At 69.3% G+C, this 25,671-nt stretch carries 29 protein-coding genes; 18 read left to right on the top strand and 11 right to left on the bottom strand.

The genetic code is table 11. The features are described 5' to 3' along the window. Positions 1-26: 26 nt before the first annotated feature. Both ABTY04_RS14590 and ABTY04_RS14585 read right to left on the bottom strand, forming a co-directional pair. On the bottom strand, positions 27-1,484 hold the full coding sequence (locus ABTY04_RS14590) for an aldehyde dehydrogenase family protein (protein WP_352213716.1): 1,458 nt from the start codon (positions 1,482-1,484) through the stop codon (positions 27-29). A gap of 89 nt (positions 1,485-1,573) precedes the next feature. Beyond that, positions 1,574-2,452, bottom strand: a complete 879-nt coding sequence (locus ABTY04_RS14585; RefSeq protein ID WP_352213794.1) for a Sco1979 family transcriptional regulator — start codon at positions 2,450-2,452, stop codon at positions 1,574-1,576. Positions 2,453-2,792: 340 nt separating this feature from the next. Here ABTY04_RS14585 and ABTY04_RS14580 point away from each other — a divergent pair, with 340 nt between their 5' ends. Further along, positions 2,793-3,311 carry an ATP-binding protein gene (locus ABTY04_RS14580; RefSeq protein WP_352213715.1) on the top strand — a complete coding sequence of 173 codons (519 nt, stop codon included), beginning with the start codon at positions 2,793-2,795 and terminating at the stop codon, positions 3,309-3,311. A gap of 131 nt (positions 3,312-3,442) precedes the next feature. Here the strand turns inward: ABTY04_RS14580 and ABTY04_RS14575 are convergent, their stop codons facing one another. Continuing rightward, positions 3,443-3,679 (bottom strand): DUF397 domain-containing protein, encoded by a 237-nt coding sequence (locus tag ABTY04_RS14575; protein WP_352213714.1) that lies wholly within the window; start codon positions 3,677-3,679, stop codon positions 3,443-3,445. A 358-nt stretch (positions 3,680-4,037) separates the two neighbouring features. Between ABTY04_RS14575 and tatA the strand changes: the two genes are divergently transcribed. Further along, positions 4,038-4,205 (top strand): Sec-independent protein translocase subunit TatA, encoded by a 168-nt coding sequence (gene tatA / locus ABTY04_RS14570; protein WP_352213713.1) that lies wholly within the window; start codon positions 4,038-4,040, stop codon positions 4,203-4,205. Positions 4,206-4,236: 31 nt separating this feature from the next. On the opposite strand, the gene ABTY04_RS14565 is transcribed toward tatA, so the two are convergent. Beyond that, a complete protein-coding gene (locus ABTY04_RS14565; RefSeq protein WP_352213712.1) occupies positions 4,237-5,406 on the bottom strand; it encodes a DUF2786 domain-containing protein in 1,170 nt (389 codons plus the stop codon). 241 nt (positions 5,407-5,647) lie between these two features. Between ABTY04_RS14565 and ABTY04_RS14560 the strand changes: the two genes are divergently transcribed. Continuing rightward, entirely contained in the window at positions 5,648-7,336 is a 1,689-nt protein-coding gene (locus ABTY04_RS14560; protein ID WP_352213711.1) for a bifunctional 3'-5' exonuclease/DNA polymerase, read from the top strand. 136 nt (positions 7,337-7,472) lie between these two features. Here ABTY04_RS14560 and ABTY04_RS14555 read toward each other — a convergent pair whose 3' ends face one another. Further along, entirely contained in the window at positions 7,473-8,696 is a 1,224-nt protein-coding gene (locus ABTY04_RS14555; protein ID WP_352213710.1) for a serine hydrolase domain-containing protein, read from the bottom strand. A 467-nt stretch (positions 8,697-9,163) separates the two neighbouring features. Then, positions 9,164-9,319 (bottom strand): hypothetical protein, encoded by a 156-nt coding sequence (locus tag ABTY04_RS14545; protein WP_352213709.1) that lies wholly within the window; start codon positions 9,317-9,319, stop codon positions 9,164-9,166. Here ABTY04_RS14545 and ABTY04_RS14540 point away from each other — a divergent pair. Beyond that, complete coding sequence (locus ABTY04_RS14540) at positions 9,312-9,722, top strand: zinc-binding dehydrogenase (protein WP_352213708.1); 411 nt, start codon at positions 9,312-9,314, stop codon at positions 9,720-9,722. The genes ABTY04_RS14545 and ABTY04_RS14540 overlap by 8 nt on opposite strands. A 121-nt stretch (positions 9,723-9,843) precedes the next feature. Here ABTY04_RS14540 and ABTY04_RS14535 read toward each other — a convergent pair whose 3' ends face one another. Then, entirely contained in the window at positions 9,844-11,349 is a 1,506-nt protein-coding gene (locus ABTY04_RS14535; protein ID WP_352213707.1) for an MFS transporter, read from the bottom strand. A gap of 51 nt (positions 11,350-11,400) precedes the next feature. Then, on the bottom strand, positions 11,401-12,024 hold the full coding sequence (locus tag ABTY04_RS14530; RefSeq protein ID WP_352213706.1) for a TetR/AcrR family transcriptional regulator: 624 nt from the start codon (positions 12,022-12,024) through the stop codon (positions 11,401-11,403). A gap of 1,242 nt (positions 12,025-13,266) precedes the next feature. On the opposite strand from ABTY04_RS14530, the gene ABTY04_RS14525 reads away from it, so the two are divergent. Then, on the top strand, positions 13,267-14,202 hold the full coding sequence (locus ABTY04_RS14525; RefSeq protein ID WP_352213705.1) for a LuxR C-terminal-related transcriptional regulator: 936 nt from the start codon (positions 13,267-13,269) through the stop codon (positions 14,200-14,202). 7 nt (positions 14,203-14,209) lie between these two features. Here the strand turns inward: ABTY04_RS14525 and ABTY04_RS14520 are convergent, their stop codons facing one another. Next, entirely contained in the window at positions 14,210-14,617 is a 408-nt protein-coding gene (locus ABTY04_RS14520; RefSeq protein ID WP_352213704.1) for a hypothetical protein, read from the bottom strand. 218 nt (positions 14,618-14,835) lie between these two features. Between ABTY04_RS14520 and ABTY04_RS14515 the strand changes: the two genes are divergently transcribed. From ABTY04_RS14515 to ABTY04_RS14475, 9 genes are all read left to right on the top strand, one after another. Then, the gene (locus tag ABTY04_RS14515; protein WP_352213703.1) at positions 14,836-15,120 is read left to right on the top strand and encodes a hypothetical protein; all 285 of its coding nucleotides are present in this window, start codon (positions 14,836-14,838) and stop codon (positions 15,118-15,120) included. A 152-nt stretch (positions 15,121-15,272) separates the two neighbouring features. Then, positions 15,273-16,049 carry a hypothetical protein gene (locus ABTY04_RS14510; protein ID WP_352213702.1) on the top strand — a complete coding sequence of 259 codons (777 nt, stop codon included), beginning with the start codon at positions 15,273-15,275 and terminating at the stop codon, positions 16,047-16,049. Next, complete coding sequence (locus ABTY04_RS14505) at positions 16,046-16,867, top strand: zinc finger domain-containing protein (protein ID WP_352213701.1); 822 nt, start codon at positions 16,046-16,048, stop codon at positions 16,865-16,867. The genes ABTY04_RS14510 and ABTY04_RS14505 overlap by 4 nt, the downstream gene beginning before the upstream one ends. Continuing rightward, complete coding sequence (locus ABTY04_RS14500) at positions 16,864-17,157, top strand: hypothetical protein (RefSeq protein ID WP_352213700.1); 294 nt, start codon at positions 16,864-16,866, stop codon at positions 17,155-17,157. Before ABTY04_RS14505 ends, ABTY04_RS14500 begins: the two co-directional genes overlap by 4 nt. Beyond that, a complete protein-coding gene (locus ABTY04_RS14495) occupies positions 17,154-17,342 on the top strand; it encodes a hypothetical protein (protein ID WP_030383592.1) in 189 nt (62 codons plus the stop codon). Before ABTY04_RS14500 ends, ABTY04_RS14495 begins: the two co-directional genes overlap by 4 nt. Next, a complete protein-coding gene (locus tag ABTY04_RS14490; protein WP_352213699.1) occupies positions 17,339-17,686 on the top strand; it encodes a hypothetical protein in 348 nt (115 codons plus the stop codon). Before ABTY04_RS14495 ends, ABTY04_RS14490 begins: the two co-directional genes overlap by 4 nt. Continuing rightward, positions 17,683-18,465 (top strand): hypothetical protein, encoded by a 783-nt coding sequence (locus tag ABTY04_RS14485; RefSeq protein WP_352213698.1) that lies wholly within the window; start codon positions 17,683-17,685, stop codon positions 18,463-18,465. Before ABTY04_RS14490 ends, ABTY04_RS14485 begins: the two co-directional genes overlap by 4 nt. A gap of 226 nt (positions 18,466-18,691) precedes the next feature. Further along, positions 18,692-18,847, top strand: a complete 156-nt coding sequence (locus tag ABTY04_RS14480) for a hypothetical protein (protein WP_352213697.1) — start codon at positions 18,692-18,694, stop codon at positions 18,845-18,847. A gap of 210 nt (positions 18,848-19,057) precedes the next feature. After that, positions 19,058-20,230, top strand: coding sequence for an HNH endonuclease (locus ABTY04_RS14475; RefSeq protein ID WP_352213696.1), 1,173 nt, complete (start codon positions 19,058-19,060; stop codon positions 20,228-20,230). A gap of 82 nt (positions 20,231-20,312) precedes the next feature. Here ABTY04_RS14475 and ABTY04_RS14470 read toward each other — a convergent pair whose 3' ends face one another. Beyond that, on the bottom strand, positions 20,313-20,912 hold the full coding sequence (locus ABTY04_RS14470) for a hypothetical protein (RefSeq protein ID WP_352213695.1): 600 nt from the start codon (positions 20,910-20,912) through the stop codon (positions 20,313-20,315). 61 nt (positions 20,913-20,973) lie between these two features. On the opposite strand from ABTY04_RS14470, the gene ABTY04_RS14465 reads away from it, so the two are divergent. The 4 genes from ABTY04_RS14465 (at position 20,974) to ABTY04_RS14450 (ending at position 24,626) form a co-directional block, all read left to right on the top strand. Continuing rightward, complete coding sequence (locus tag ABTY04_RS14465; protein ID WP_352213694.1) at positions 20,974-21,420, top strand: helix-turn-helix domain-containing protein; 447 nt, start codon at positions 20,974-20,976, stop codon at positions 21,418-21,420. Beyond that, positions 21,420-22,652, top strand: coding sequence for a PBSX family phage terminase large subunit (locus ABTY04_RS14460; protein ID WP_352213693.1), 1,233 nt, complete (start codon positions 21,420-21,422; stop codon positions 22,650-22,652). Before ABTY04_RS14465 ends, ABTY04_RS14460 begins: the two co-directional genes overlap by 1 nt. 68 nt (positions 22,653-22,720) lie before the next feature. Then, positions 22,721-23,164: an HNH endonuclease signature motif containing protein gene (locus ABTY04_RS14455; protein WP_352213692.1), complete on the top strand. Its 444-nt coding sequence runs from the start codon at positions 22,721-22,723 to the stop codon at positions 23,162-23,164. Then, on the top strand, positions 23,151-24,626 hold the full coding sequence (locus ABTY04_RS14450) for a phage portal protein (RefSeq protein WP_352213691.1): 1,476 nt from the start codon (positions 23,151-23,153) through the stop codon (positions 24,624-24,626). The genes ABTY04_RS14455 and ABTY04_RS14450 overlap by 14 nt, the downstream gene beginning before the upstream one ends. 4 nt (positions 24,627-24,630) lie before the next feature. On the opposite strand, the gene ABTY04_RS14445 is transcribed toward ABTY04_RS14450, so the two are convergent. After that, positions 24,631-25,083, bottom strand: coding sequence for a hypothetical protein (locus tag ABTY04_RS14445; protein WP_352213690.1), 453 nt, complete (start codon positions 25,081-25,083; stop codon positions 24,631-24,633). Positions 25,084-25,671: the final 588 nt, after the last annotated feature.

Raw genomic sequence — 25,671 nt, 5'->3', positions numbered from 1 at the left:
GGCCGGGGCGCCCTCGGAAGGGGAACTCAGAAGGGGAAGCTCGTCCTGCGGTGCTGGACCGAGATCCACTTCTGGGTGGTGAAGGCCTCGACCGTGGCCTCGCCGTTGAGCCGGCCCAGCCCCGAGGACTTCTCCCCGCCGAACGCGGCGAGCGGCTCGTCCCCGATGGTCGAGTCGTTGACGTGGATCATCCCGGTCTCGATCCGCTGCGCGAACCGCACGCCGCGCTCCACGTCCCGGGTGTGCACGGCGCCGCTCAGCCCGTAGGGGGTCGCATTGGTCAGCCGTACGGCCTCGTCCTCGCCGTCGAAGACCACCAGCAGCGCCACGGGGCCGAAGATCTCCTGGCCGAGCAGCGGGGAGTCCTCGGGGATTCCGGCCAGCACGGTCGGCTCCACCAGGTTGCCGCGCGTAGATCCGCGGACGAGGGCCTGAGCCCCGGATTCCACTGCCTCGTCCACGAGCGCGGTGAGGGCGTCGGCCTGGAAGGAGTTGATCAGCGGGCCGATGTGGGTGTCGGCCTCGTGGGGGTCGCCGGTCTTCAGGTTCCGCACGCGGGCCGTGAACTTCTCGGTGAACTCCTCCGCGATCGAGGCGTCCACGAGGATCCGGTTGGCGGCCATGCAGACCTGGCCCTGGTAGACGAAGCGGCTGAAGACGGCCGCGTCCACCGCGTAGTCGATGTCGGCGTCGTCGAGGACGACGAGGGCGCTGTTGCCGCTGAGCTCCAGGACCGTCCGCTTGAAGTGCCGCGCGGCGACGGAGCCGACGTGCCGGCCGACCCGGTCGGATCCGGCGAAGGAGATGACCTTCGGGACGGGGTGCGTCAGGAGCGCGTCGCCTATCTCGGCGATGTCGGTGACCAGCACGTTGAGGAGTCCGGCCGGCAGGCCCGCGTCCTCGAAGATCTTGGCGATGACCCCGCCGCCCACCACGGGTGCGTTCTGGTTCGGCTTGATCACCACCGCGTTGCCCAGCGCCAGGGCCGGGGCGACCGACTTCAGGGTGACCAGGAACGGGAAGTTGAAGGGGCTGATCACGGTAACGACGCCGACCGGGAGGCGCTGGACCCGGTTCTCCTTGCCCTCGACCGGCGAGGCGAGGATCCGTCCCTCGGGGCGGACGGCCAGCTGGATCGACTCGCGGATGAACTCCTTCGCGAGCCAGACCTCGTACTCGGCCTTGGGACGGGTCCCGCCGAGCTCGTCGATCATCGCCTCGATGATCTCCTTCTCGCGCTCCTCGGTGATCCGCAGGGCGCGTTCCAGGACGGCGCGTCTGGTGTACGGGCTGGTGGCCGCCCACTCTCTCTGGGCGCGCTCGGCGCCGCGGTAGGCCTGGTCCACCTGCTCGACGGTGGCCACCGTGATGGCCGCGAGCTTCTCCCCGTTGAACGGGTTGACGTCGATGATGTCCCACGAACCGGTGCCGGCCAGCCATTCGCCGTCGATGTACTGGTGAGCCAGGTCGTCGAATATGGACATGCCATCCCTTACTGCGAGCGCGCACCCGTGCGCTGCACCGGAGACCGATCGGTCATCATGCACTGATCAGACGTCATACTACGTGCGAATCAAGACAGTTGGAGCAGGCCGCGGAGAAGATCCCTGGTCCGGTCGGGGTCGGGGCAGTCGGCCTGAAGCCGCTCCATCGCCCGTTCGTACTGCGCCACCTCCTCGTCTTTGTCCAGGTAGAGGGCACTGGTGAGCTGCTCCAGATAGACGATGTCCTGGAGGTCGGACTCCGGGAAGCGCAGCAGGGTGAAGGCTCCGCTTTCGCCGGCGTGGCCGCCGAAGAAGAAGGGCATCACCTGGAGCTGCACGTTGGGCCGCTGGGAGACCTCGATGAGGTGTTCGAGCTGTCCGCGCATGACGTCGCGGTCGCCGTACGGGCGGCGCAGCGCGGCCTCGTCGAGGACGGCGTGGAAGACCGGGGCGCTCTCGGAGACGAGCACCTTCTGGCGCTCCAGGCGCAGCGCGACGCGGCGGTCGATCTCGGCCTTGGTGGCGCCCGGCATGCCGCGGCTGACGACGGCCTGGGCATAGGCCTCCGTCTGCAACAGGCCGTGGACGAACTGGACTTCGTAGATCCGGATGAGCGAGGCCGCGCCCTCCAGGCCGACGTACGTCTGGAACCACCCGGGCAGCACGTCACCGTAACTGTGCCACCAGCCAGCCGCGTTGGCCTCGCGGACCAGCCCCAGGAGGGACTCCCGCTCCGCGCCGTCCGTGACTCCGTAGAGCGTGAGGAGGTCCTCGACGTCCCTTGCCTTGAAGCTCACCCTTCCCAACTCCAAGCGGCTGATCTTCGATTCGGATGCGCGGATCGAGTAGCCGGCCGCCTCACGGGTGATGCCGCGGGATTCTCGGAGTCGCCTGAGCTGAGAGCCCAGGAGTATGCGGCGCACCACAGAACCGCTTGCTTCTGCGGTCACTAGTCCTGCCCTCCCCATCGCCATGTGTACGCGTGGTCTGCGCGTGGTGTGCGTCGCCGGGGCCCCCGTACCCCAGGTCCCGCAGTCTGCCACCAAAACGCACCTGCCCGTACTCGTTCTGTAACGGAATCCGCCCCGCCGCAAAAGAAGTCCGTAAGTATGCGTAGGAAGAAATGAGCAAGAACCATCACGGGAGTGGACAGGTCCGGCGCGTGCACGTGCATCTGCCCTTGCATCCAGCTTCTGCATTCGGAACGATGGTGCCGCGCACCTGCGTGCTTCGCGCCGGCGCCGGACCCACCCCGCAGTTCTTTCTGGTCGGAGCCCGCTCCGCCCGCGAATCCCGGGAGTGCCTCGCATGGGGACGAATGGATCGACCATGCTCGAGCCGTTACGGCAGGGGCTGCCCCCGGTCGACCCCACGGCTGTCTCCGGGTCCGCCTCCTGCGCTCTGCCCGCCCGCTTCGAGGCGGTGCGGGGCGCCCGTTCGTTCACCCGGTCGACCCTGTCCCAGTGGGGCCTGGACGACCGCTTCGACGATGTGGCCCTGGTGGTCTCCGAGCTGGTCACCAACGCCCTGCGCCATGCCCTGCCGGACGACACCCGGCCCGCGGCCGGCGGCTCGGGCGAGCCGGAGGCCTCGGTACGGCTGCACCTGATGCGGTGGAGCACCCGGCTGGTGTGCGCGGTACGGGACCCCAGCGAGGACCGGCCGGGCGGGTCGTTCGCACCGGAGCGGACGCAGGAGAACTGCGACCTGGAGTCGGGGCGCGGGCTGTTCCTCGTGGACGCCTACAGCGACAGCTGGGGCTGGCACCCGCTCGCGGGACGGCTGACCGGCAAGGTGGTCTGGGCGCTGTTCATGCTTCCCGAGTAGGGGACGCGTCGGCTGCACGAATACGCCAACTGGCCGGGGTTGATCATTTCGATCAGTCCCGGCCAGTGCACGTGCATGGCTTGATCAGTGCGCCGTTCCTCCGGCCGCCCCTCCGGCCGTTCGTTCAGCGGTCAGGCGATCAGGTGGTCGAACTCGCCGTCCTTGACGCCCAGCAGCAGCGCCTCGATCTCGGCCGGCGTGTAGACGAGCGCCGGCCCTTCCGGAAAGCGCGAGTTGCGCATGGCGACCGCGCCACCCGGCAGTTTCGCGAACTCGACGCAGGAACCTTGTGAGTTGCTGTGTCTGCTCTTCTGCCAGGTCACTCCGTCGAGTTCTGCAGCTGCCATCCCGTTGTACGCGTGGTCCACAGGAAGCCCCCGATAGTGCAGATGTCAACTGCACCGGATCATAGCTGTGTTCCTAAGCGCATGCATGGGCAGATGCACGTGCACGCGGAGGGTGCTCCCCCGATCACTGTCAGGGGCGAACTCGGGTGGATCAGGGACGAATCAGGCCCTTATAAGGCCCGGATCAAGGCCCGATCGGGGGCCGATGAGGAGTCGCCGGGCGCCCCGGACGGTGCCGTGCGGCGCGATGAGCGGGCGTGGTCCGGTCGTGCAGTCATGGAGTCCTTCAGGATTTCTTCAGATTTGTACGGATGCGCGGGGCCCTGTTCGATGGTCAGGATCACACCCGGAATTCCCGTCGTCCTTTGGGGGAACGCGCATGCTCCGCAATGCCCTTGAGCCTTGGCACCTGATCCTGCTGCTCGTCGTATGCGTGCTGGTCTTCGGCTCGAAGAAGCTGCCCGACATGGCCCGCTCCATGGGCAAGTCGATGCGCATCCTGAAATCGGAGACGCAGGCACTGCGGAGCGAGGGCGACCGGCCTTAGGCCTCGGCCCTCGGCCCTCGCCCGTCGGCCCTCAGCGGGGCAGCGGGCGGCGCCTGCCGCCCATGTGCGCGCGGTCGGCGGCTGCCGTGCCGTCCTCCCAGCCCGCGTGGTCGGTGGCCCCGCGCAGCCGGGTCGTCGTGGTCCGGGGGAACATCTCGTCCGCCCGGGAGGTGACGGCGACGTCGCGGGCCACCAGGGCGGGCAGGTTGTCGGGGGCCTCGGCCGCGGTGTGCTCGGCGGTCTCGGCGAGACGCTGGCCGAGCCGGCTGGCGTACGCGAGCAGGAAGGACTGCCGGAACGTCTTGGTCCGCTTGCGTCCGCCGGAGCGCTGCGCGGCCTCGGCGCGGGTCATGGCCGCCGTGCCCTGTACGAGCAGCGAGGTGTAGAGCAGCTCCACGGCCTCCAGGTCGCTCTCGAACCCCACCACCGTGGAGAACTCGAAGCCGCTGTTCCACACCGCCCGGCAGCGGTTGGCCGTCGCCACCGCGTCGAGCAGCACCGCCTTGGCCTCCTCGTACGGCGCCTCGACCCCGATCCGGCAGGCGCCGGGCACCTGGGCCGGGCCCTTGCCGCTCGCGGCGAGCAGGGCCTCGTCGACGGTGTGCCGCGCCATCAGCTCCTGGGCCTTGGCGCTGAGGGCCTCCGCCTCCTCGGGGAACGTGGTCGCCTCCGCCTTGGCGAGCAGGGCGCGGATCCGCCCGAGCATGCGGGGCTCGATGTGAGCGTGCTCCAGGGCATCGGCGGCGGGGTCCCCCGGGACCGGACCCACCGGTTCGATCGAGGGCAGCCGGATCAGCAGCCGGAACACCTCCAGCACGGCGGTCGCCAGGGAGAACCGGTCCGTCCGCTCCCGCCGCGCGAGCCCTTCGCCGTACTCCGCGTCGTCCGCCCACCACACCTCGGCGTCGGTCCACCGCTCGGGCAGGCGGGCGTACCGGCGCGCCTCGCCGGCGATCAGGTCGCGGGTGATCCGCAGATGCCGCTCGCCGAGGTCCCGCCCCACCAGCCGGAGCACGTCGGCGGGCTGCCACCCCCGCTCCCAGGCCTGCCGTACGTACGCCTCCCCACGCGCCAGCAGCTCCCGCCCGACCGCGTCCCACTGCCCGCCGTCGCCGACGAGCACCGAGGCCCCGGCATCCAGTCCGGCGTCGTCCTGGTTGTAGAGGGCGGCTTCACAGGCACGATCGACAATCTCTCTCACCCTCTCAGCTTGGCACGCCCCCCTCCCACCCCCACCGGCCCGCCCGGCACATCCGGCCCCGCCGACGGCGCTTGAGGCCCGGGGCCCGGAGACCCGGGGCCCGGAGGCCCGGGGCCCGGGGCGGAGCCGAACCCGGCCCCGTCGGCGTTCGAGGCGCGGGGGTCCGGGCGGAGCCCCCGCAACGGCGACGCACCCGTGCGGGTTCCCCGCCCTGTCAGCCCCCGGTGGGACACTCGCACCCATGAGCGACCGCACCCCCCACTGGGCCCTGGCCGAAGCCGCCGACGGCCTCTGGCACGCCAGGCCGCTCACCCCCGCGTCCTCCACCCCCGCCCCCGGAGGGCCCCTCACCTTCCGGGACCCCGCGGACGCGATCCGCTCCGCCCCCGCCGCCACCCGCTGGGTCTGGCGGAGCACCGCCGCCGTCTACCCCCGCCTCCTCGCCTCCGGCATCCGCGTCGAGCGCTGCCACGACATCGAGGACGCCGAGCTCCTCCTCCTCGCCCACGAGGGCCGCTTCGGCGAACCCCGCTCGGCGGCAGCCGCCTGGGCACGGCTCACCGGGGCACCGGTACCCCCCGATCCCCCGCAGCGCTCCGCCACGCCCGCCGCGCAGGACTCCCTCTTCGACCCCCAGCCCACCCCGCTCCCCCTCGACGCGCTCGTCGCCGTCTACGAGGACCAGGCCAGGCGCCACGCCGCCACCGCCCACCCGGACCGCATGCGCCTGCTCACCGCCTCCGAGTCCGCCGCCTTCCTGATCGCCGCCGAAATGCACCGTGCCGGCCTCCCCTGGCGGGCCGACGTCCACCGCGCGCTGCTCACCGAGCTCCTCGGCGAGCGCTACGCCGGCGGCGGCGAGCCCCGCCGCCTCGCCGAGCTGGCCGACGAGATCTCCGCCGCGTTCGGCCGGCGCGTGCGCCCCGAACTGCCGGCCGATGTCGTCAAGGCCTTCGCCGAGGCGGGGATCCGGCTGGGGTCCACCCGCCGCTGGGAGATCCAGGAGCTCGACCACCCCGCCGTCGAGCCCCTCCTCGCGTACAAGAAGCTGTACCGGATCTACACCGCCCACGGCTGGGGCTGGCTCCAGGACTGGGTGCGCGACGGCCGCTTCCGCCCCGAGTTCGTCCCCGGCGGCACCCTGACCGGCCGCTGGGTCACCAACGGCGGCGGGGCCCTGCAGATCCCGAAGGTGATCCGCAGGGCCGTCGTCGCCGACCCCGGCTGGCGGCTCGTCGTCGCCGACGCCGACCAGATGGAGCCCCGCGTCCTGGCCGCGATCTCCCGCGACCCCGCCTTCATGGAGGTGGCCGGGCGCCCCGAGGACCTCTACACGGCCATCTCCCGCCAGGGCTTCTCCGGCGACCGGGACATGGCCAAACTCGCCGTCCTCGGCGCCGTGTACGGGCAGACGTCCGGCGACGGCCTGAAGAACCTGGCCGCGCTGCGCCGCCGCTTCCCGCAGGCCGTGGCGTACGTGGACGACGCCGCGAAGGCCGGCGAGGAGGGGCGCCTCGTACGGACCTGGCTGGGCCGGACCTCGCCACCTCCGGTCGGCGCCGACGAGGACGGCGAAGCCGGGATCCCGCAGGACCGGGAGGACGGCTGGACGCCGAGCCACGCCTCCGCGAACACCCGGGCCCGCGGCCGGTTCACCCGCAACTTCGTCGTCCAGGGCAGTGCCGCCGACTGGGCGCTGCTGCTGCTCGCGGCCCTGCGGCAGGCCATCGCCGGCGCCGGGATGCGGGCCGAGCTGGTGTTCTTCCAGCACGACGAGGTGATCGTGCACTGCCCGGCCGAGGAGGCGGCGGCCGTCGCCGAGGCGATCCGCGCGGCCGGTGACCGGGCCGGCCGGATCGCCTTCGGCGACACCCCGGTCCGCTTCCCGTTCACCACGGCGATCGTGGAGTGTTACGCCGACGCGAAGTGAGCCGCGGAAACGGCCTTGTCAGCCGCGCCACTTGGGTTCGAGGGCGATCTGCCGGAGCTGCACGAAGGTCAGCGGCGGCCCGGCCCGGGTCGCCGGCTTCGACGGGCGCCCGGCCGGGCCGGTCTCGTACATGCAGTCAGTGTCCGGTGACGGACTGCGCCGGCAGGCTGAAGACGTGGTCCGGGGTGACGACCTTGGTGATCGCCTCGCCGAACAGGGTGCTGGGCTCGGAACCCTTGTAGGAGATGTCCGTGTTCAGCATCACCACGAGCGTGGCCTTCGGCTTCGGCAGGTACACGGCCAGCGCCTGGTAGCCGGGCAGTGAGCCGTTGTGGCCTATCCAGCCCTGGACGTTGAAGATGCCCAGGCCGTAGCCGGTGCCGGGCAGCGCCTCGACGACGTTCAGGCGCTGGGCCTGGGTGGCGGGCTTCAGCAGCGTGCCCGTGGCCAGGACCCTCGCCCAGGTCTTCATGTCACCGAGATCGGAGATCATGGCTCCGGCCGCCCAGCCCCAGGAGGGGTTCCAGCCGGCCGCGTCCTCGACCTTCCCGGTGGCGGTCTGGTCGGTGTACCCCTGGGAGTGCGGGGTCGGGAACTCCGCGCCGACGGGGAAGAGCGTGTGGTGCAGCCCGGCGGGGACGACGACCTTCTGATTGATGTAGTCGTTGAGCTTCTGCCCGCTCAGCTTCTCCACCACCAGCCCCAGCAGGATCAGGTTGGTGTTGCAGTAGTAGAACTTCGCGTTGGGCTCGAACAGCACCGGGTGCTTGAAGGAGTACGCGAGCAACTCCTGGGGGGTGAAGGGCCGTCGGGGGTGGCTCGTCAGGGCCTTGAAGAACCCTTCGTCCTCGGAGTAGTTGTACAGCCCGCTCCGCATCCCGGCGAGTTCGCGCAACGTGATCCGGTTCCCGTTGGGCACCCCGGACACGTACTTCCCGATGGGGTCGTCCAGCCTGGCCTTGCCCTGGTCGACCAACTGCAGCAGGGCGGTCACGGTGAACGTCTTGGTCACGCTGCCTATGCGCATGTTCAGGTCCGTGCTCATCGGCCGGCCGGTGGCCTTGTCGGCGACCCCGAAGGCCCGCACGTACGCGCCCTTGCCGGGCGCGGAGAGCGACACCATCACCCCGGGTATTTCGGCCTCGGCCATCACCTTCTGGACGGCCTCGTCCAGCTGACTCGCCACGGCGGGGGTGAGCTGCGGAAACCCTTGGTCGGCGGCGACCGGGGCCGAAGCCGAGGCCGAGGCCCTGGGAGCGGCCGGCGTATCCAGGGCGTACCCCGCCCCCAGACCCAGAGGCACCACCACCAGCCCCACCGCGGCCACCCCCACCGCCACCTTGCGCAACCGTGTCGACATGCCGGCCTCCTGCCACGAGTCGCCCGGGTCCAGCCTTCCCAACGTAGCCCCACCCCGACGCCCCAGCGACCGCGCCCCGGCCGGTCGCCCTCCGTCGCGGACGGCTCGGGGCCACAGGGAGTACTGGTCCTGGAGGGACGCTCCGGCATGCGGCCGCGCGCGACGGTCCGCTCGGCGTGGGCGACCTCCTCCGGCGTTCCGCCCAGGTGCACGGTCCCGGCGCGCCGGCAGGCCTCGTCGCGCCACGGCACCCCGCCCGCGACCGCCAGGTCGACCTTGAACGCCGCCGGCCCGTGCGTCCAGCGCGCGTAGGCGCGCCGAGTCCGCGTACGGCGGAGACGACGGGGACACGGAATGCCCTTCTGGGAAGCGGCCATGGCGAAGGTGTCCTGGAGTGCATGACGTGGAGGAGCCCGATGGCGACGGAACCGGAGCGGAGCCGGAGCCGGGGCGGAGCCGGAGTGTGGTCAGGTGCGCAGGGCGCGCCCGCGGTGCAGCGTCCCGGTGATGCCGGTGAACCGGAGGTCGAGTCCGACGCCTTCGCGTTCGGCGTGGATGTGCAGATGCGGTTCGCTGCTGTTGCCGGAGTTGCCGACCTCACCGAGCAGCTGACCGGTGTGCACCACCGCGCCCGGCGGCACCGCGGCCGTCCTGGACCGGGTCCGGGCCGAGACCGGGGGCGCCGGGGCCGACCTCGTCATCGAGTGCGCGGGTGTGCCCACGGCCGTCGCCCAGGGCCTCACTCTGGCCCACCGTGGCGGTTCCTACCTGGTCATCGGCCAGTACACGGACGCCGCCGACACCCTGCTCAACCCGCACCAGATCGTGTACCGGCAGCTCGACGTCGTCGGATCCCGGGCGTTCACCGGGGCGCACCTCGTCGAGTACGTACGCCTGCTGCCCGCGCTGGCGGCCCGTTTCGACCTGGGGCGCCTGGTGTCGTCCTACCCGCTGGACGATCACAAGGTCGCGCTCGCGGCCGTGGCGGAAGGCTCGGTGATGAAGGCGGTCCTCACGAACCCGTAGGCGTGGGGGGCAACGCCTGAGGTGTTGCGCGTGAGGTGTTGCGCGTGAGGTGTTGCGCGTGAGGTGTTGCGCGTGAGGAGCCGCCGGATTCCGTCCGGCGGCTCCTCACGTGTGCCGGCGTTCAGTGGGCGGCTGCCGCCGGGACGGCGTCGGCCTTCTCCGGTCCGGCCCCGACCACACCGGAACCACCGTTCTGCCGAGGGGCGTTGATGAGGAGGAAGGCGACGCCCGCGGCCACGACGAGGATACCGACCGCCCACCAGATCGCGGTGGCGTAGCCGTGCACGGCGGCCTGGCCGGCCAGGCCGGCCGGGTCGGCGCCGGGACGGGTGTGTGCGGCGAGCCAGTTGGTGGTGGCTCCGGCCGCGATGGTGTTCAGCAGGGCGGTGCCGATGGAGCCGCCGACCTGCTGCGAGGTGCTGACCATGGCGGAGGCCACACCGGCGTCCTGCTGCTGCACGCTGCGGGTGGCCAGACTCATCGCGGGCATGAACGCCGTACCCATCCCCAGGCCGAGGAGGATCTGCGCGGGCAGGATCAGACCGGCGTAAGAGCTGTCGACCCTGATCTGGGTGAGCAGCGCGATCCCGAGGGCCGAGGTGAGGAAGCCGGGCCCCATGAGGAGCCTCGGCGGCAGCCGGGTCATCAGGCGGGTGCCGATCTGGGTCGATCCGGCCACCATCCCGACGATCATGGGCAGGAATGCGAAACCGGTGACGACCGGCGTGTACCCCTTCACGACCTGCAGGTAGCAGGTGAGGAACAGGAAGAGGCCGAACATGCCGATGACGGCCAGGCCCAGGGAGAGGTAGATGCCGCCGCGGTTGCGCTCGGTCACCACCCGCAGCGGCAGCAGGGGGGCGGAAACCTTGTCCTCGACGAAGACGAAAGTGCCGAGCAGGGCCGCCGAGGCGATGAAGAGGCCGACGGTGACAGGGGCGGTCCATCCGTCGGACTCGGCGCGGGTGAACCCGTACACCAGTGACAGCAGTCCGGCGGTGGCCAGGACGACACCGGGGAGGTCCAGGCGGGCGCCGTTGCGGGCGCCCGCCGGCTCGCGGACCACGGTGACGGCGCCGATCACGGCCGCGACGGCGAACGGAATGTTGACGAACAGCGCCCAGCGCCAGTTCAGGTACTCGGTCAGCGCACCGCCCATGATCAGACCGACGGCGCCTCCGGCACCGGAGATCGCGCCGTAGATTCCGAACGCCTTCGCCCGCTCGGCGGGTTCGGTGAAGGTGACCGCGAGCAGCGAGAGCGCGGCCGGGGCGAGCAGCGCGCCGAACACACCCTGCAGGGCCCGGGCTCCGAGCAGCATCCCGGGATCGACGGCGAGGCCGCCGAGCGCGGACGCGCCCGCGAAGCCGAGCAGCCCGATGATGAACGCGCGCCTGCGGCCGGTGAGGTCGGCGATGCGGCCGCCGAAGAGCAGCAGGCTGCCGAATGCCAGCGAGTATGCGGTGATCACCCACTGCCGGTTGCCGTCGGAGATGCCGAGGTCCTGCTGGGCCGAGGGCAGGGCGATGTTCACGATGGTCGTGTCGAGCACGACCATTAACTGGGCGATGCCGATGAATATCAGCGCTTTCCAGCGCCGTGGGTCTGACTGAGTGGTTGCGTGCATGACGTCTCTCGGTTGACCGGGCAGCCGGGTGGCAGGCTGTTCCAGGGCTGTTCAGGGCTGTTTCAGCGAGGGCAGCAGGGTGGGCAGCAGTTCGGCGAGTACGTCGACGGCGGCGCCCAGCGCTTCATGGCTGCCGGGTCCGTCGGTGGCGGTCCGGGCGAGAATGCCTTCGCGGGACGCGAGCAGGAACGTGGCGAGGCTCTGGGCGGCGACGCTTGCGCCGTTGCGCTCCAGCAGGTGCGCGAGGGCACCGGTGACCGCCTTGTCGTGCTCGTGGAGCCGCGCGCTGAGTTCCGGATTGCGGGCCGCGTCGAGCCGGAACTCCAGGAAGAGCAAGATCCAGCCCCGCTCGTCCGGATCGACCGCCAGGAGCAGTTCCCCGATCCGCCGGGCCGCCCCGGGCTCCGGAGCGCGCAGCAGAGCCTCCAACTGGTCGAGCCGGTATGCGGAGTGACGGTCGAACAGCGCCAGGACGAGCTCCTGCTTGCTCTCGAAGCTGGAGTAGAAGGCTCCCCGGGTGTATCCGGCCGCCGCACACACGTCCTCGATGGTGGTCTTCGCGTACCCCCGATCGACGAGCACCCGCCCTGCGGCGTCGAGCAGCCGCTCGCGGGTGTGCACACGACGGCGGGGCGGCCGTCCGGAATCAGTGGAAGCAGTCTTCGATGGGGCCACGCGGGAACGATACAACACGTATTTAATACACGGTGTATTGAACCGTGCACATGCCGGCCCTCTCCGGCGGGTGTTCGTTTCGCCGCACGGAACAGCGGCGCACACACCACGCCTGACAGGGACCTGCCAACCGAAGGCGCGCGGCACCACCCCTCGAACCGGGGCGCCTGGCGATCCCGCACGACACGTGCGGCGCAACGACGGGGCCGAGCCCTCCGCCGGGAAAAGCAAAAGCCCCAGGTCACGGCGAGTGAGTCCTGGGGCTTCGCTGGAGCCGCCTTCGGGATTCGAACCCGAGACCTACGCATTACGAGCTCAAGATCGTTCATACTAGGGGGTTCTAGTCGGTACCGGCGAGTGTCAGAACATGCAGGTCAGAGCGCCTTACTGCTTGTTCGAGTGTCGACCGGTGCCGACTACTCCAGAGCAGTCCGGCATCACGTTGGCACCACATCAGCAGCCCACCCAGCACGATCGCCGCCTGCCAGGAAGGATCGAACCAAAGGGGGGCGCGCACCCCTCGTGATGCCGAAGACTCACCCAAGGGGCCGCACGGCTCGTGCCGTGCGGCCCTTTCGTCATGCGGCCCGGGGGGCGGCGCCCGCGCCCCCGGGGTCATCCTCGATCATCTCGTTCAGCACGCGTTCGAGGGCGCGCGCTCCCGTCGGCGTGATGTGTTGAGCGTCGACAGCGATGTACGTGGTGCCCTTTGTCGCGGTGGCGACAGCCCACACACCGTTATCGAGCGGCGTCCGGATTACAGAGATCATTACCGCCCCCCGCGGTCGCGCCCTTCGTGGGGGCGCTCCCCATTTCGTCGATCTTGTTGCGCTGTCCGTCCGCTAGTTCCACGAGCTATCGAGGGGTGCCGCCGTCGGCTCGGCAGGCGCCGGCTCGGCGGGCGGTTCCGTCGGCAGCGGCGCGACGTTCCACGAGCTGTCAGCCCGCACGGGGCTTGGGGTGTCCGCGTGGACGGCGACGATGGCGCCCGCGAGCGCACCGACGGCTAGGGCCGTGGCGAGCCCACAGCGAATCCCCTTCATGATCATTTGCGAGTCCCCTCCGAAATGTTGAATATGCCGCCTAGATACACCGGCGACATAGATTCCACTACCCGATACCCTGACCGACTCTGGGGGGATCGAACAGGCTTTCCCCAGGTCAGACATAGGAAGTTCCAAGATCCGAAGTGCAGGGGGGCGCGTGCCGGGATCTCCAAGGCTGTCCGAGACTGAGCTGCGCGTGTACGGCCTGATCGCCGAAGGCAAGCCCATCCAGGCCAGCGACCGCCGGACCGTTCAGCGGCTGCTCGGCGCTGGCCTGATCATCCCCGATGGATTCCAGCCGAGCAGGTACGCCGCCGTCGACCTCGACGAGATCGAGGGCCGGCTGCGCGACTCGGTGCAGCAGCAGCTCGAAGCCACGTCGCGGCAGCTTGCCGAGATTCCATCCTTCGTCGCACAGCTTCGCTCGTGCCGATCGGAGCAACCCCGCAGTGCGGGCACGGCGTCTACCTGGATCGAGGGGAAGGAGGCTGTGAACGCCGCGCTCGCGGTCGCTGTCGACGGCGCACGGCACGAGTTGCTGACGGCGCAGCCGGGGCCACGCCCGCGGAAGGTCATTGACCTGTCAACGGACCGCGACCGCTCGGCGGTTGAGCGCGGCGTCGCCATGCGGACGCTCTACAGCACGAGCAGCCGCTCGAACCCCGGGGCGGTCGACCGAGTGAACCTGTTGACGGCGCTTGGCGCGCACTTCCGCACGCTCACGCGCCCGTTCATGCGCCTGGTCCTGGTCGACAGAGAGTTCGCGATCATCGAGGATCACGCCGACGGCCGCCCGAGTTTTGACGGCGCGTACCTCGTGCGCGACCGCGCAACGTGCGGATACTTTGCCGCGGCCTTTGACCTTGACTGGCAGAACGCCCTCGACTGGCACGGCAGTGAGCCCCCGCAGCAGCCGACGATCACCACGCCGCTACAGCGGGCGATCCTGCGCGCGTTGTGCGCAGGGCAGGATCAGCAGCAGATCGCCAAGAAGGTGGGCTACAGCTCGAAGACGATCAATATCGCTCTGGGTGATCTTCGGGCCAAGCTCGGCTTGACCACGGTGTATCAGCTCGTCGCATGGTGGATGAGCCCGGACGCGATCGCCGAACGAGCTGCCGAGCAGGACTAGCTCGCCGCTACGCCGCCCCACCCTCCAGCTTGCGGAGCAGGTCACGCACGAGAGGCATGTCGTCCGCCGTGAGTCCGGGGACGTGCGCAACGCTGCGCTTCGCGTCCCCGACCGACTCACCGAACGGATCGTCAGCGACGAGCCCGATGTATTCGGCCGCGGCTGCGATCTGCACCTCGCGCACCGGGCGCTCGGCCACGACGGCCACCGCCCGGCATAGGGCGGGCGAGATCTTGACGGGTTGGCCCTTGTCGATCTTCCACACCAGCGTGTGAGGGGGTGCGTACCCCGTCTTGGGGTCGACGGCCAGAGCCTCGAACCCCCGGTACGACAGCTTTCGCCGCGCCAGAGTCTTTCGGACCAGGTCCGCGAAGGGTGTACCGAGCTCGCGGTCGAGCTCGGGTTCGTCTATCACGCCCACTTCCCCCACACCTCCCGTTCCTGTAATCAAACGTGAACAGTCGTGGCCATCTAATCAGCCAGCATCCCGGAATGCACAACCCTCAATCCCGTTGACGTGCACTTTTGGCCGACCTAGGGTCGTCAATGTTCATGAACGTGAACACCCTACCTGCCGGTTTTGCCGTGCCGTGACCAGGGTCGTTCACGTCTGTTTACAGAGGGGGCTAGGTCATGAGCACCGTTGAGTACATGGGTCCGCCGCCCAAGCAGCGCAACACCAAGCACGCACGGATTGCCCGAGAGCTGCGAGCACACCCGCAGGTGTGGGGAGTTGTGCGCAGGCCGAGCAGCCTCGACAGCGCATCGTCCGCCGCCCGAGCCATCCGGGACGCCCGTCTGCCTGCATACGCGCCGGCGGGCAGCTTCGAAGCGGTCGCCCGCAGCGTGAGCGAGGGCGCCGTGACCGAATACCGCGTCTACGCCCGGTACGTCGGGGGCGCCGAGTCTGCGGCTTGATCTGCGATTTCTGGGATGACGCCGCCGGCACCTCCACGCCATCGGTACCCGCCGCTACATCGTCGGCACCCGGTGCCCCGCCCACACGCCCGCCGCGCTCGCTGGCCGCCCCGAACCTCCGGGCTCGCCGATTCCCCTAAGGAGACGCTCCGTTGAGCCTCGCCGCGACGGATTGGGTCTGGTCCCAGTCCGACAGCCGAGGCGCCGCTCGTCTGGTGCTGCTCGCGATCGCTGATCGGGCCGACGCCTACGGCGTCGCCTACGCCGGTACCGCCTCGCTCATCCGCCGCACCCGCGCCGCCCGGTCGACGGTCCGCGACGCCGTCGACGCCCTGCTCGCCTCGGGCGAGCTCGCCGTCGTCGAGGGCGAACTCGGCCCGGGCGGAGAAACGGTTTACCGCTTCCCCCTGCTCGGTGCGAGGGGGACCGGTGAGCGGCCCGGGCCGATATCCGACCCGGGCCGAACATCGGCCCCGGGGAGACCGACTACCGGCCCGGGGGAGGGCCGGAGATCGGCCCCCGGGGGGCCGGCTACCGGCCCCCAGAACAAAAGAAGCTACTCACCTCAAGAACAGCAGCAGCCGCGCGCGACGAATACCGCGGCAGCGCTGATTCCCGAACTGCGTCCGCTCGACGCCGCTCTCGTCGCCGCCTCGATCGCCGTCCGGTGGTCGCTCGGCCTCGGCGACCAGCGCGACGTCTATCGGCTCGTACAGGCGCACGGCGTCGAGGCCCTGGTCGACCTCACCGCGCGCCGCACCAATCCGGGCGAGGCCCCGAAAGCGGCCCGCTACTGGCTCAAGGTCTGGAGCGACCTCGACCGGCCGGCGCCGAGCGCGCCGCCGCGGGCGCCCGCCTCGACCGCGAGCTACGCCGACAACCTCGCCGCCGGCCTCGCCCTGCTCGCCCAAAAGGAGGGCACCCCATGAAGCCCGAACAGATCGCCGCCCTGCTCGCGTTCGCCGGAACCCTCGACAGCCGCGTGCGCCGAGCCCTCGCCGACCCGCAGCAGTCCGCCCGCACCATCTCGGAGTGGACCGCCGCCGTCGCCGACGTGCCGGCGACCATGCCCGAAACAGGATGGGACGCCGCCCGCGCTACCCGCCGCTACTACGAGCAGCAGGGAGGGAACAAGAGCTCGCAGTACCGGCCGATCGAGCCGCACGACCTGCTCGCCGCGTGGGGGCCTCACCGGGCCGAGCTCATGAACCGTCACACCGACCCGGTGCCGGCCGCCGACCCGGACAACCCGCAGGCATGGTGCGAGGAACTGCTCGGCACCCGCGCCGCGGTCGCCCGCGGGCACGCCGCGCCCGCGCAGTACCGGGCCGAGATCAACGCAGCAGGGCAGAAACGTCTCGCCGCGCTCATGTCCGGAGTCGGCGCCGGCCCGCGCCGGTACATGCCCGCGCACGTCGCCGCCGAACTCCGGCAGTTCCGGCCGGCCCGCGCCCACCGCGAGCAGCTCGTCGCCGAGGGTCTCCCCGACCCGCTCGGCGTCCGGTGCCCGTACTGCCTCGCCGCCGTCGACGAGCAGTGCCGGAGCAGCTTCCGCAACCGTGGGAAGGGCCGGCGCCCGCTCACTGGCGTGCACCCCTCGCGTGTCGAGGCGCTGCTCGCCCACCTCGGCAACGGCGAGCAGGCCGACGACGAGCAGGTGCGCCTCGCTCGGATCATGTGCCAACCGCCGGCGCCTCGACGAGATGCTCGCGCTCGGCACACCAGCGGCGGGGGCGAGGCCCGATGATCCCCGCCGCCGCGCGCGCCGTTATCGCCGCGCACCTGACCGACGAGCTCGACGTGCCGCCGAACCGCGCGACTGTCGTCGTTGCTGCCCTCGCCGACCGCCTCGCCATCGAGGGATGGCACATGACCGACAGCTACCCGGGTGGTGTTCATGGTGTCGGTGTTCACCACGGTTCCGCAGACGAACCCGCGCGACCGGTCGCGCCTCGCGCGCGGGAAACCCGCGGCGCTCGGCGCGCCCTCGACCGGCTGCTACGCCATACCCGAACGAACGGAGAGACGACCCCATGAGCGCCGCTCTGCTCGCCCTCGCCGTGACGCTCGCGCTCGCCCTCGGCGCCACCCTCGCCTACGCGGTCCGGATCGACGACCGCCTCGACCGCGAGCTACGCCGCCTCGGCCGCCGGCCGTGCCCGACCACCTGCACCACCTGCTCGACGACTCGCCGAGCCGAGAACGGAGAGACCACACCATGAACCTGCACACCACCACCCGCACCCGGTCTCGGCACGGCCGGAGCGACGCCCGCGAGGCCGTCCGCGACGCCCGACGCGCAGCGATCCGAGTCCTACTCGCCCGCGCCGACCGAGGCGTGCTCAGCCCCGAAGACACGGTGAAGCTGCGGCAGCTCGTCGAGGCCGAGATCGCCGACGGCGACGCGTTCCGCCGCTCGGCCAGCGGGCAGCAGGCCGCGGCGCTGCGACTGACGCACCGAGTCGCCGCCGCCGAGCAGGCCATCGTCGAGGCCGAGGCCGAGCGCGACCAGTACGCCGCCGAGGTCGAGGCGCTGCGCACGGGCGCCAAGGCGGTGCGCGCATGAGTTACGCACAGGCTGTGCACGAGACCGTGCGCGCACTGCGAACGATCCGGGGCCGGTGGGCCGACGTGCTGCTCGCGATCGAGACGCCGCCGGCGGATCACTGGCCACCGAGGCAGCTCGCGCACACCATGCGCGAGGGCGACGACGAGCAGCTCGCCGTCGAGGACCGGGCGCCGCTCGTGCTTCGCGAGCACCCCGCCCCGCTCAACCTCGGCGCGCTCGACACGGCGCGCGCGGTCGAGCAGCTCGTGTTCGACCTCGCCGACACCCTCGCCGCCGCAGTGCAGCGCACCGAGCAGGGCGACCCCCGAGCCTGGCTGTCCCCCAACCCGAGCGCACCTGACAGTCGGCGCGCAGCCGGATCGCGGGCGCACGGTCTGCATTGGGCGTGCGTGTGGATCGAGGGGCGCGTGCATGATGAGGACACCGAGCCCGAGCGCGAACTCGACGGCGCCCTCACCCCGCCCCCGTACGAAGTTCTGCCGCTGCACCTGCTGCACGAGGCACGCCGTACCGCGCGTATCGCCGAGGCCCGGGTGCTGCGCGCCCTCGGCCTCGACCAGCGCGAGACCCCGCTGCCCGAGCCGTGCCCGTGGTGCGAGGGCGAACTCACCCTGCACAGTGCCCCCGACGGGCCGCCAGCCGTGACCTGCTCGGGCGGGCGGGCCTGCTCGGCGCCTGTCCCCCTCGACCGCATGGAACGGGCGCGGGTGTGGGAGTGGGACGACCTCCCCGAGCTGATCGCCGCGCTCGGGGTGGACATCGCCGCTGCGGCGTAGGCGGAGGCAAGGGGGCCAAGCAACTTCAGCTTGCTTGGCGCCCTTTGCTGTCTCCTCCAGCACTCAGCTAGATAACGATTCGTCAAAGTGACTTTCTGGCCCTTCCCTTGGGGTGAGAGTCTCCCCGAAGCAGCGCATCTATTTTTCTTTGAGCGAAATTTAGATGGTTGCTACACCTAAATAACTAGGTGTAGTGCAACAACTAGCATCGGAGGAGACAAAGAAAATGTCGGCGCGTAAGAACTTTCTTCAAATCATTCGCGAGGCACTCCAAAGCGGCGACGGCACACTGCGTCTGCAAGCCCTCACCCGGACCGCAATGACCTGCCTCGCCCTCGCGGTCGGCGCCCTCGTCGCCGCGCGGTACGTCAACCTGCTGTAGGGCCCGGAATGATGCATCACCCCGGTGATGCAGTTTTATTAACCGCCTCGACACGGGTGGTCGACCACAGATCCAGGCGATCGTAGACACCGGGCTCCCCGCGGTGCGGGGAGCCCGGTATCGGACGGCCACCGCTCCGGCAAGAGCTCGACAAGCTCTGTCAGTCCTGTTGTCTACGCTCAACTCGACACAGATGACTGAGGGGTGCCAGTGAAGATCCAAGACTTGACCGATGCCGAGGCCGTGAAGGCGACCCTTGCCGAGTTTGACGACCTCGGCGGGATCGCGTTCCGGAAGCGGTACGACTTCGGCGCCTCGACCCGCTACTACGTCAGCCACGCCGGCCGGCTCTACGACGCAAAAGCCATCGCAGGTGTGGCCCACGGACATCAACACCCGGACGCCGGCGCGCTCGCGAACGATCAGTTCGACGGCGGAGAGGCAGCGACCAACAAGGTACTGCGCAGGCTGGGGTTCACGGTGCTGGATAGCCACTCTCAGACGGTGGAACTGGAACGTGCTTGGCGACTCGCGGTGTGGGCCAACCTTGTCGACCGCCGAGACGACAACGGACTACTTACCGCTGATGCTGTTCGGGATGTCGGCGCATATGGCAACTTCCGAGGCATCTGGGCGGACCTGTCGCGTACGAAGAAGGTGCATCCCGACGGCGTGACCATGGGGCTCAAACACACGGGCCAGCACTATCCCGATGACCTCAGCGAGACCGGGGTGCTCTACCACTACCCGGTAACCAAGGCCCGAGGGCGCGACCTCTCCGAGGTCAACGCCACAAAGGCCGCGGCCGAACTCAAGCTTCCTGTGTTCGTGATCGCCGAAGTGGGCGATCACCGCACCGTTCAACTTGCCTGGGTTGAAGGTTGGGAGGACGAGAGCAGTCTGTTCCTCGTCGAGTTCGGCGACAAGGCCCCCGAGCGAATCATCGACAGGGATTGCTCAGACGACGAGCCGTTCTCGCTAGAGGGCAACCGTAGCCGGAAGCGCACTTCCTCCATGACCGTCCGACCCGATCAGGCTCGATTCAAGCTTGAAGTGTTCCGCCGCTATGGGCCTCGCTGCCCCCTCTCCGGCATCGCAGTGCCGCAGATGATAGAAGCTGCCCATCTACGTGGCGACGCAGACGGCGGAAGCTCCGATGCTCGCAACGGCCTACCGATGAACGCCGCCCTCCACCGAGCGTTCGATGCTCACCTCTTCGCGATTCACCCCGAGACGCTGGCCGTTGAGGTCCGCCCGGAAGGCCCGAGCCTCGACGAGCTCGGCGTCATCCACCCGCGGCTCGACCTCCCCCGCCCCCCACACCGGGACGCACTCGCCTGGCGGTACAAGGAGTGGCTGAACCGCACCAGCCGTTCCGCGTGATCCTGACGAGTCGCGGATCCAACTTGCACCGTTACCCTTCCGTGACCTATTGTCGGGGGTGCCTCCGGCGTGCCCGGAAATGTCACCACCCCACAGGAGCGAGTCGTTTCCTTCCGTTGGCCACGCGCAGCAAGTCCTCCAAGTCCGACTGAACTTGGTTGTACTTGTCCTCACTAAGTTGATTGTCGGCGAAGTCTCGCAGGCTGCCTTCCGCATTTAGCCCCAGTTCCTCCACCTCGCCGAAGTCAGCCAGTAGCGCCGCCTGCCATATGTCGCTGTCGTTCGCGGGATGAAAACCATCCTTCATTGGAACCCTCGATAGCTCTTCGGCTGCGCGAACGTTCAGCTCACCGAAGATCTGCACAAGATGCCGACGAACCTTGTTCCAGAGTTTCGGTTGGAGCTCCGAGGCGTTCGCCACCATGTCGCACACGAAACGCGCCTGCGCCGCGGCGGCGAGGAAGCTACCCGGATACTTCTTGTGCACCTGGTGGTGACGCCAGTGGTACGACAAGTGGGCGCGCAGTTTTACCACTTCGGCGCGCAGCGCCAATTGCGCCGCAGCGCGTGCCTTACCGATCTCCTGCTGCTGAGCCACACGTGACGCCAGGAAGTAGACGACGACGGCACCGCCCAGAGCGCCGGTCGCAGCTCTCATCGCGAGATCCGAAAATGTGTTCACGCGAGCAGTATGCGCAGCACCACCATGCGCAAACGCATCCCGGTCAAGGAGGTGAGCAGCGGTGGCTCAACCCATCCATGACCGCGACCGCGAGGCGGTTTGCCGGCTGCACGCCGAGGGCAAGTCCCGCAACGCCATCGCCCGGGCCATCGGGCGCAGCGCCGCGACCGTAAGCAAGATCGCAAAGGCCGAGGGGCTCACCTTCGCAGGAGGCGCCCGCGTCGCCGCCGCGACCGAGGCCCGACGAGCAGACGCCGCCGCACGCCGCGAGCAGCTCGCCGACGAGGCCCTCGACGGCGCCCTCGGGCAAGTCGCCCGCACGGCCGCGGCCGAGTCGGCGCGCGATGCCCGCGATCACGCCACCGCCGCCCGCGCCCTCACCGAAGTACACGCCCGCGTCGCCGAGCTCGCCCGCCACAGCAGCAACGGGAGCAGCGGCGGCGCGATGCTCGACCGCCTCGCCGATGTCCTGATCGGGCCGGCCGGAGGTGACCGCGAGGGGGTGTAGTGACCGCCCCTCTCCCCCTCTCCGCGAAGCAAGTCGACTCGATCCGAGGCGCCACCCGGCGTATCAACCTCTGGCACGGCAGTGTCAGGTCCGGGAAGACGATTGCCTCGCTCGTCTGCTTCCTCCTCATGGTCCGCCGCGCCCCCGCGTCGGGCCTGATCGTCATCTGCGGCAGGTCGCTCCAGACCATCGAGCGGAACTGTCTCGACGTCCTCGCCGACCCGACGCTGTTCGGCGAGGTCGCCGCCGAGGTCCACCACACCCGCGGCGCCACCACCGCCGTGATTCTGGGGCGCGTCGTACACCTCGTCGGCGCCTCGGACGCGCGCGCCGAGGGACGCCTGCGCGGTATGACCGCCTCGCTCGCCTACTGCGACGAGGTCACGCTGCTGCCGGCCCCGTTCTTCCGGCAGCTCCTTGCCCGCCTGTCGGCGCCCGGGGCGAAGCTGATCGGGACCACGAACCCCGACAGCCCCCGGCATTGGCTGCGTACCGACTACCTCGACCGCGCCGGCGAGCTCGACCTCGCCGCCTTTCACTTCCGCCTCGCCGACAACCCGAGCCTTTCCGAGGCGTACGTCGCCGCGCTCGCCGCCGAGTTCACCGGCCTTTGGCGCCGCCGCATGATCCTGGGCGAGTGGGTCGTCGCCGAGGGCGCGATCTACGACGCTTACGACGAGGCGCAGCACGTCGTCGACGAGCTGCCCACGATGCGCCGCCATTGGGTCGGCATCGACTACGGCACCGCGAATCCTTTCTCGGCCGTCCTGCTCGGCCTCGGCGACGACGACCGGCTGTACGTGGTGAGCGAGTGGCGCCACGACTCCCGCATCGCACACCGCCAGATGACCGACGCGCAGTACAGCCGTTCCGTCCGCAAGTGGCTCGCCGAGATGGACGTCGTCCCCGAGTGGACGTTCATCGACCCGAGCGCCGCGAGCTACTCCACACAGCTATGGGCTGACGGACACCCCGGCGTGACCCGCGCAGTGAACGACGTGATCGACGGCATCCGGTCCGTATCGGTCGCCCTCGCGTCCGACGTGCTGCGCATCCATCGCTCATGCGCGGGGCTGCTCGGCGAGCTGCCCAACTACGTGTGGTCGGAAGAGGCCGCAGCCCACGGTGAAGACAAGCCAGTGAAGAAGGACGATCACTCGGCCGACGCGCTGCGCTACGTGATCCATTCGACGGCGCACGAGTGGCGTCCCCTGCTGGCCCAAGCCGCATAACCCGACCAACCACGGCGCCCGCTGCCCGAGTTGGCACGGGGGCTTTGCCATGCCCGAGGGGGGCCACTTTGCCTAGCTACTGGACCGACCGATTTCTCGCACAGGTCACCGACACCCCGGCCGGCTGCTGGCAGTGGACCGGCTACCTCACGCCCAACGGATACGCCCGCTTCCGCATCGGCGGCGAGCAGCAGTACGCACACCGCGCCGCGTACGAGGCCCTCGTCGAGCCGATACCCGACGGGCTCGTGATCGACCACCTGTGCCGCAACCGGGGGTGCGTCAACCCCGCCCACCTGGAACCGGTCACGCAGCGGGTCAACGTCCTGAGGGGCGAGTCGCACGTCGCCGCCCGCGCCCGACAGACCGAGTGCATCCACGGCCACCCGTTCGACGAGGCCAACACCTACCGAGCAAGCAACGGCACCCGCAAGTGCCGCACCTGCCGCACGGCCGCGCGCACCCGCGCCCGCGCCCGGAAGAAACCGGGGGTGAGTTGTGCCGCTGCCTGACAACAACGCCCCTTGGCCCCCGCCGCACCTCGCGAAGACCCTCGCCGAGATGCGCGTCGACGACGCTTGGTACTCCGGCGACGCCGCGAAGCTGACCGCCGTATACGCCAACAACCCGACCCGGAAGAACGGTACTTCCCGCCTGTGGGGGCGCCGCCGCGCGCCGCAGCCCGGCAAGCGCGACGCCCGCCTGCACATCCCCCTCGCTGGCGACATCGCCACCGCTTCCGCTGATCTGCTGTTCAGTGAGCCGCCCGTCTTCACCGTGACGGACCGCGCGACGCAGGATCGGCTCGACGAGCTGACCGACGCCGACGGCATCGCGAACACACTGCTCGAAGGCGCCGAGGTCTCCGCCGCCCTCGGGGGCGTGTACCTGCGCATCACGTGGGATCACTCGCTCGTCGACCGGCCGCTGCTCACCACGGTGCACGCCGACTGTGCCGTGCCCGAGTTCTCGTTCGGCCTGCTGCGGGCCGTGACCTTCTGGCACGAGCTCGCCTCGGACGGCGCGAGCGTGCTCCGCCACCTGGAGCGGCACGAGCGCGGTCGCATCCTGCACGCGCTGTACCAAGGAACCGCCGACAACCTCGGCCGGCGCATACCGCTGACCGAGCACCCCGCGGTCGCACCGCTCGCCGAAGCGCTCGGCCCCGACGGCGAGTCGATCGAGACCGGCATCGACCGGTTGACCGCCGCCTACGTCCGCAACATCGGGCCCAACCGCAAGCACCGCGGCTCGGACCTCGGCCGCTCCGACTACGCCGCCCCGTTGTACGACTTGCTCGACGCGCTCGACACGACATGGACTTCGTGGATTCGCGACATCCGCCTCGCCCGCGCCCGCCTGATCATCCCCGACGCCTACCTGCGTGACCACGGCCCCGGCCGCGGCGCCTCGTTCGACGACGACCGGGAAATCTGGCAGCTCCTGAACATCCCGCCCACCGAGCAGGGCGGCATCACCTTGAGTCAGTTCGCGATCCGGGTCGAGGAGCACGAGAGGAGCGCCGAGGCCGCGACCCGGCAAGCCGCCCGGTCCGCCGGCTACGCCGCGCAGACCTTCGGCATCGACGACCAGGGCGCCGCGATCACCGCGACCGAGGTCAAGGCGAAGGAGCGTCGCAGCCTCACCACCCGAGGCAAGAAGATCAGGTATTGGTCACCGCCCCTCGGCGAGATGCTGCACGTCATGCTGCTGCTCGACCGGATCATGTTCGGCCGCGGCATCGTGCCCGAGCGTCCCCGGATCGCGTTCGGGGGCACCGTGAGCGAGGACCCGACCGCCCTCGGGCAGACCCTTTCCCTGTACCAGCAGGCGCAGGCCGTCAGCGTCGACACAAAGGTGCGGATGATCCACCCCGAGTGGGACGAGGACGCAGTGCAGGCCGAGGTCGGCCGCATCCTCACCGAGACCGGGCAGGCAGTGCCCGACCCCATGCAGACCGGCGAACTCCCGTAATTAGCTAGGCGCGTTTAATAGGCAGATTTGAAACGAGATTTTGCCGTTCTTTGCATTCTACCTCTACCTTGCTCGCTAGCTCGCTCGCAATACCCAAACCGCGATCAAGGCGAGCGTCTAGGACCTCGACGGATGGAACGTCATCCGCGTCGGATATCACTACGCTAAAAACTGGAACCTCCATCGGAGTCCTTCGATGTCGGTCAGACCATCCTCGCGCAGATACATCCAATCTGAAAAGTCCCGCGTCGTAGCTGATGTAAGGCGCAGTAACTATGGAGGCGACAACCTCGCCATAGAGATGGCCTCCTGATTCGTGATAGCTGAGGACCCACGTACGGCGCTCACCATCCCACCCGGCAATCGGCTTTTGCAATTCAGGGTGCCTCTCGACGATCCCCACCGTTGCTTCATTCAGCGCACGTTCCGCTGCCTCTATCAATTCATTTTCAGGCATCACAGATCTCCACAGGATTCAAGCGTGTGGTATGTGCTTCCTCTCGACAGAGGCAAGGGGACCGGGGAATAGAATTCAATCGCTCCACCAGGCCAGGGCTCGATACCCGCCCCTGATTTACCTGGACCCCATAGCTCTGTGATCTCTTTGGCCAAAACCGTTATGCAGAGATCTCGACCTGTACTGAGGCCCAAATTGTAAGGGGCAACACACGCTCCGTACGGCGATGGAGTTAGCCACACTCCCCGACCTAGAAGCCCGATCCTTTCATCTCTAATAATATCATGCAAGAACAACGTGAGCGTGTAGTGAAGTAGGTAAGGCCCGAAGATCGCAGCGACCGCTTCACCCGAGATGGAAGGGGCGCTTTGCTTCCACAATTCACGAGCGGGTTGATTATTAATCTTTCCATTTCCCATACTCAAGCGCAGTAGGTCGATTTCTTTGGCGAGCGTGTCCGCACGGCTCATCGCATGACCTCCTAACTCTGCCATTTCGAGCCTACACCGCCCTACCGATTTCCTCTCGCCGAAGGCGAAGGTCTCTCTTTTCATGATCTCTTTCGGATGCGATCTTGTGAACGTCTAA

The organism is Streptomyces sp. NPDC097981, from assembly GCF_040302565.1.
GTDB lineage: Bacteria > Actinomycetota > Actinomycetes > Streptomycetales > Streptomycetaceae > Streptomyces.
The sequence above is the reverse complement of the archived record's forward strand: the minus strand, read 5'-3'. Positions and strand labels throughout refer to the sequence as shown.

Excerpts from the sequence above, each read along its gene's own strand:
- ABTY04_RS14495 (WP_030383592.1), top strand. The coding sequence starts at position 17,154 with ATGAGCGCCGCTCTGCTCGCCCTCGCCGTGACGCTCGCGCTCGCCCTC.
- ABTY04_RS14505 (WP_352213701.1), top strand. The coding sequence starts at position 16,046 with ATGAAGCCCGAACAGATCGCCGCCCTGCTCGCGTTCGCCGGAACCCTC.
- ABTY04_RS14585 (WP_352213794.1), bottom strand. The coding sequence starts at position 2,452 with ATGGGGAGGGCAGGACTAGTGACCGCAGAAGCAAGCGGTTCTGTGGTG.
- ABTY04_RS14500 (WP_352213700.1), top strand. The coding sequence starts at position 16,864 with ATGATCCCCGCCGCCGCGCGCGCCGTTATCGCCGCGCACCTGACCGAC.
- ABTY04_RS14535 (WP_352213707.1), bottom strand. The coding sequence starts at position 11,349 with ATGCACGCAACCACTCAGTCAGACCCACGGCGCTGGAAAGCGCTGATA.
- ABTY04_RS14560 (WP_352213711.1), top strand. The coding sequence starts at position 5,648 with ATGAGCGACCGCACCCCCCACTGGGCCCTGGCCGAAGCCGCCGACGGC.
- ABTY04_RS14480 (WP_352213697.1), top strand. The coding sequence starts at position 18,692 with ATGTCGGCGCGTAAGAACTTTCTTCAAATCATTCGCGAGGCACTCCAA.
- ABTY04_RS14445 (WP_352213690.1), bottom strand. The coding sequence starts at position 25,083 with ATGCCTGAAAATGAATTGATAGAGGCAGCGGAACGTGCGCTGAATGAA.
- ABTY04_RS14580 (WP_352213715.1), top strand. The coding sequence starts at position 2,793 with ATGGGGACGAATGGATCGACCATGCTCGAGCCGTTACGGCAGGGGCTG.
- ABTY04_RS14555 (WP_352213710.1), bottom strand. The coding sequence starts at position 8,696 with ATGTCGACACGGTTGCGCAAGGTGGCGGTGGGGGTGGCCGCGGTGGGG.
- tatA (WP_352213713.1), top strand. The coding sequence starts at position 4,038 with ATGCTCCGCAATGCCCTTGAGCCTTGGCACCTGATCCTGCTGCTCGTC.
- ABTY04_RS14490 (WP_352213699.1), top strand. The coding sequence starts at position 17,339 with ATGAACCTGCACACCACCACCCGCACCCGGTCTCGGCACGGCCGGAGC.
- ABTY04_RS14515 (WP_352213703.1), top strand. The coding sequence starts at position 14,836 with ATGAGCACCGTTGAGTACATGGGTCCGCCGCCCAAGCAGCGCAACACC.
- ABTY04_RS14485 (WP_352213698.1), top strand. The coding sequence starts at position 17,683 with ATGAGTTACGCACAGGCTGTGCACGAGACCGTGCGCGCACTGCGAACG.
- ABTY04_RS14590 (WP_352213716.1), bottom strand. The coding sequence starts at position 1,484 with ATGTCCATATTCGACGACCTGGCTCACCAGTACATCGACGGCGAATGG.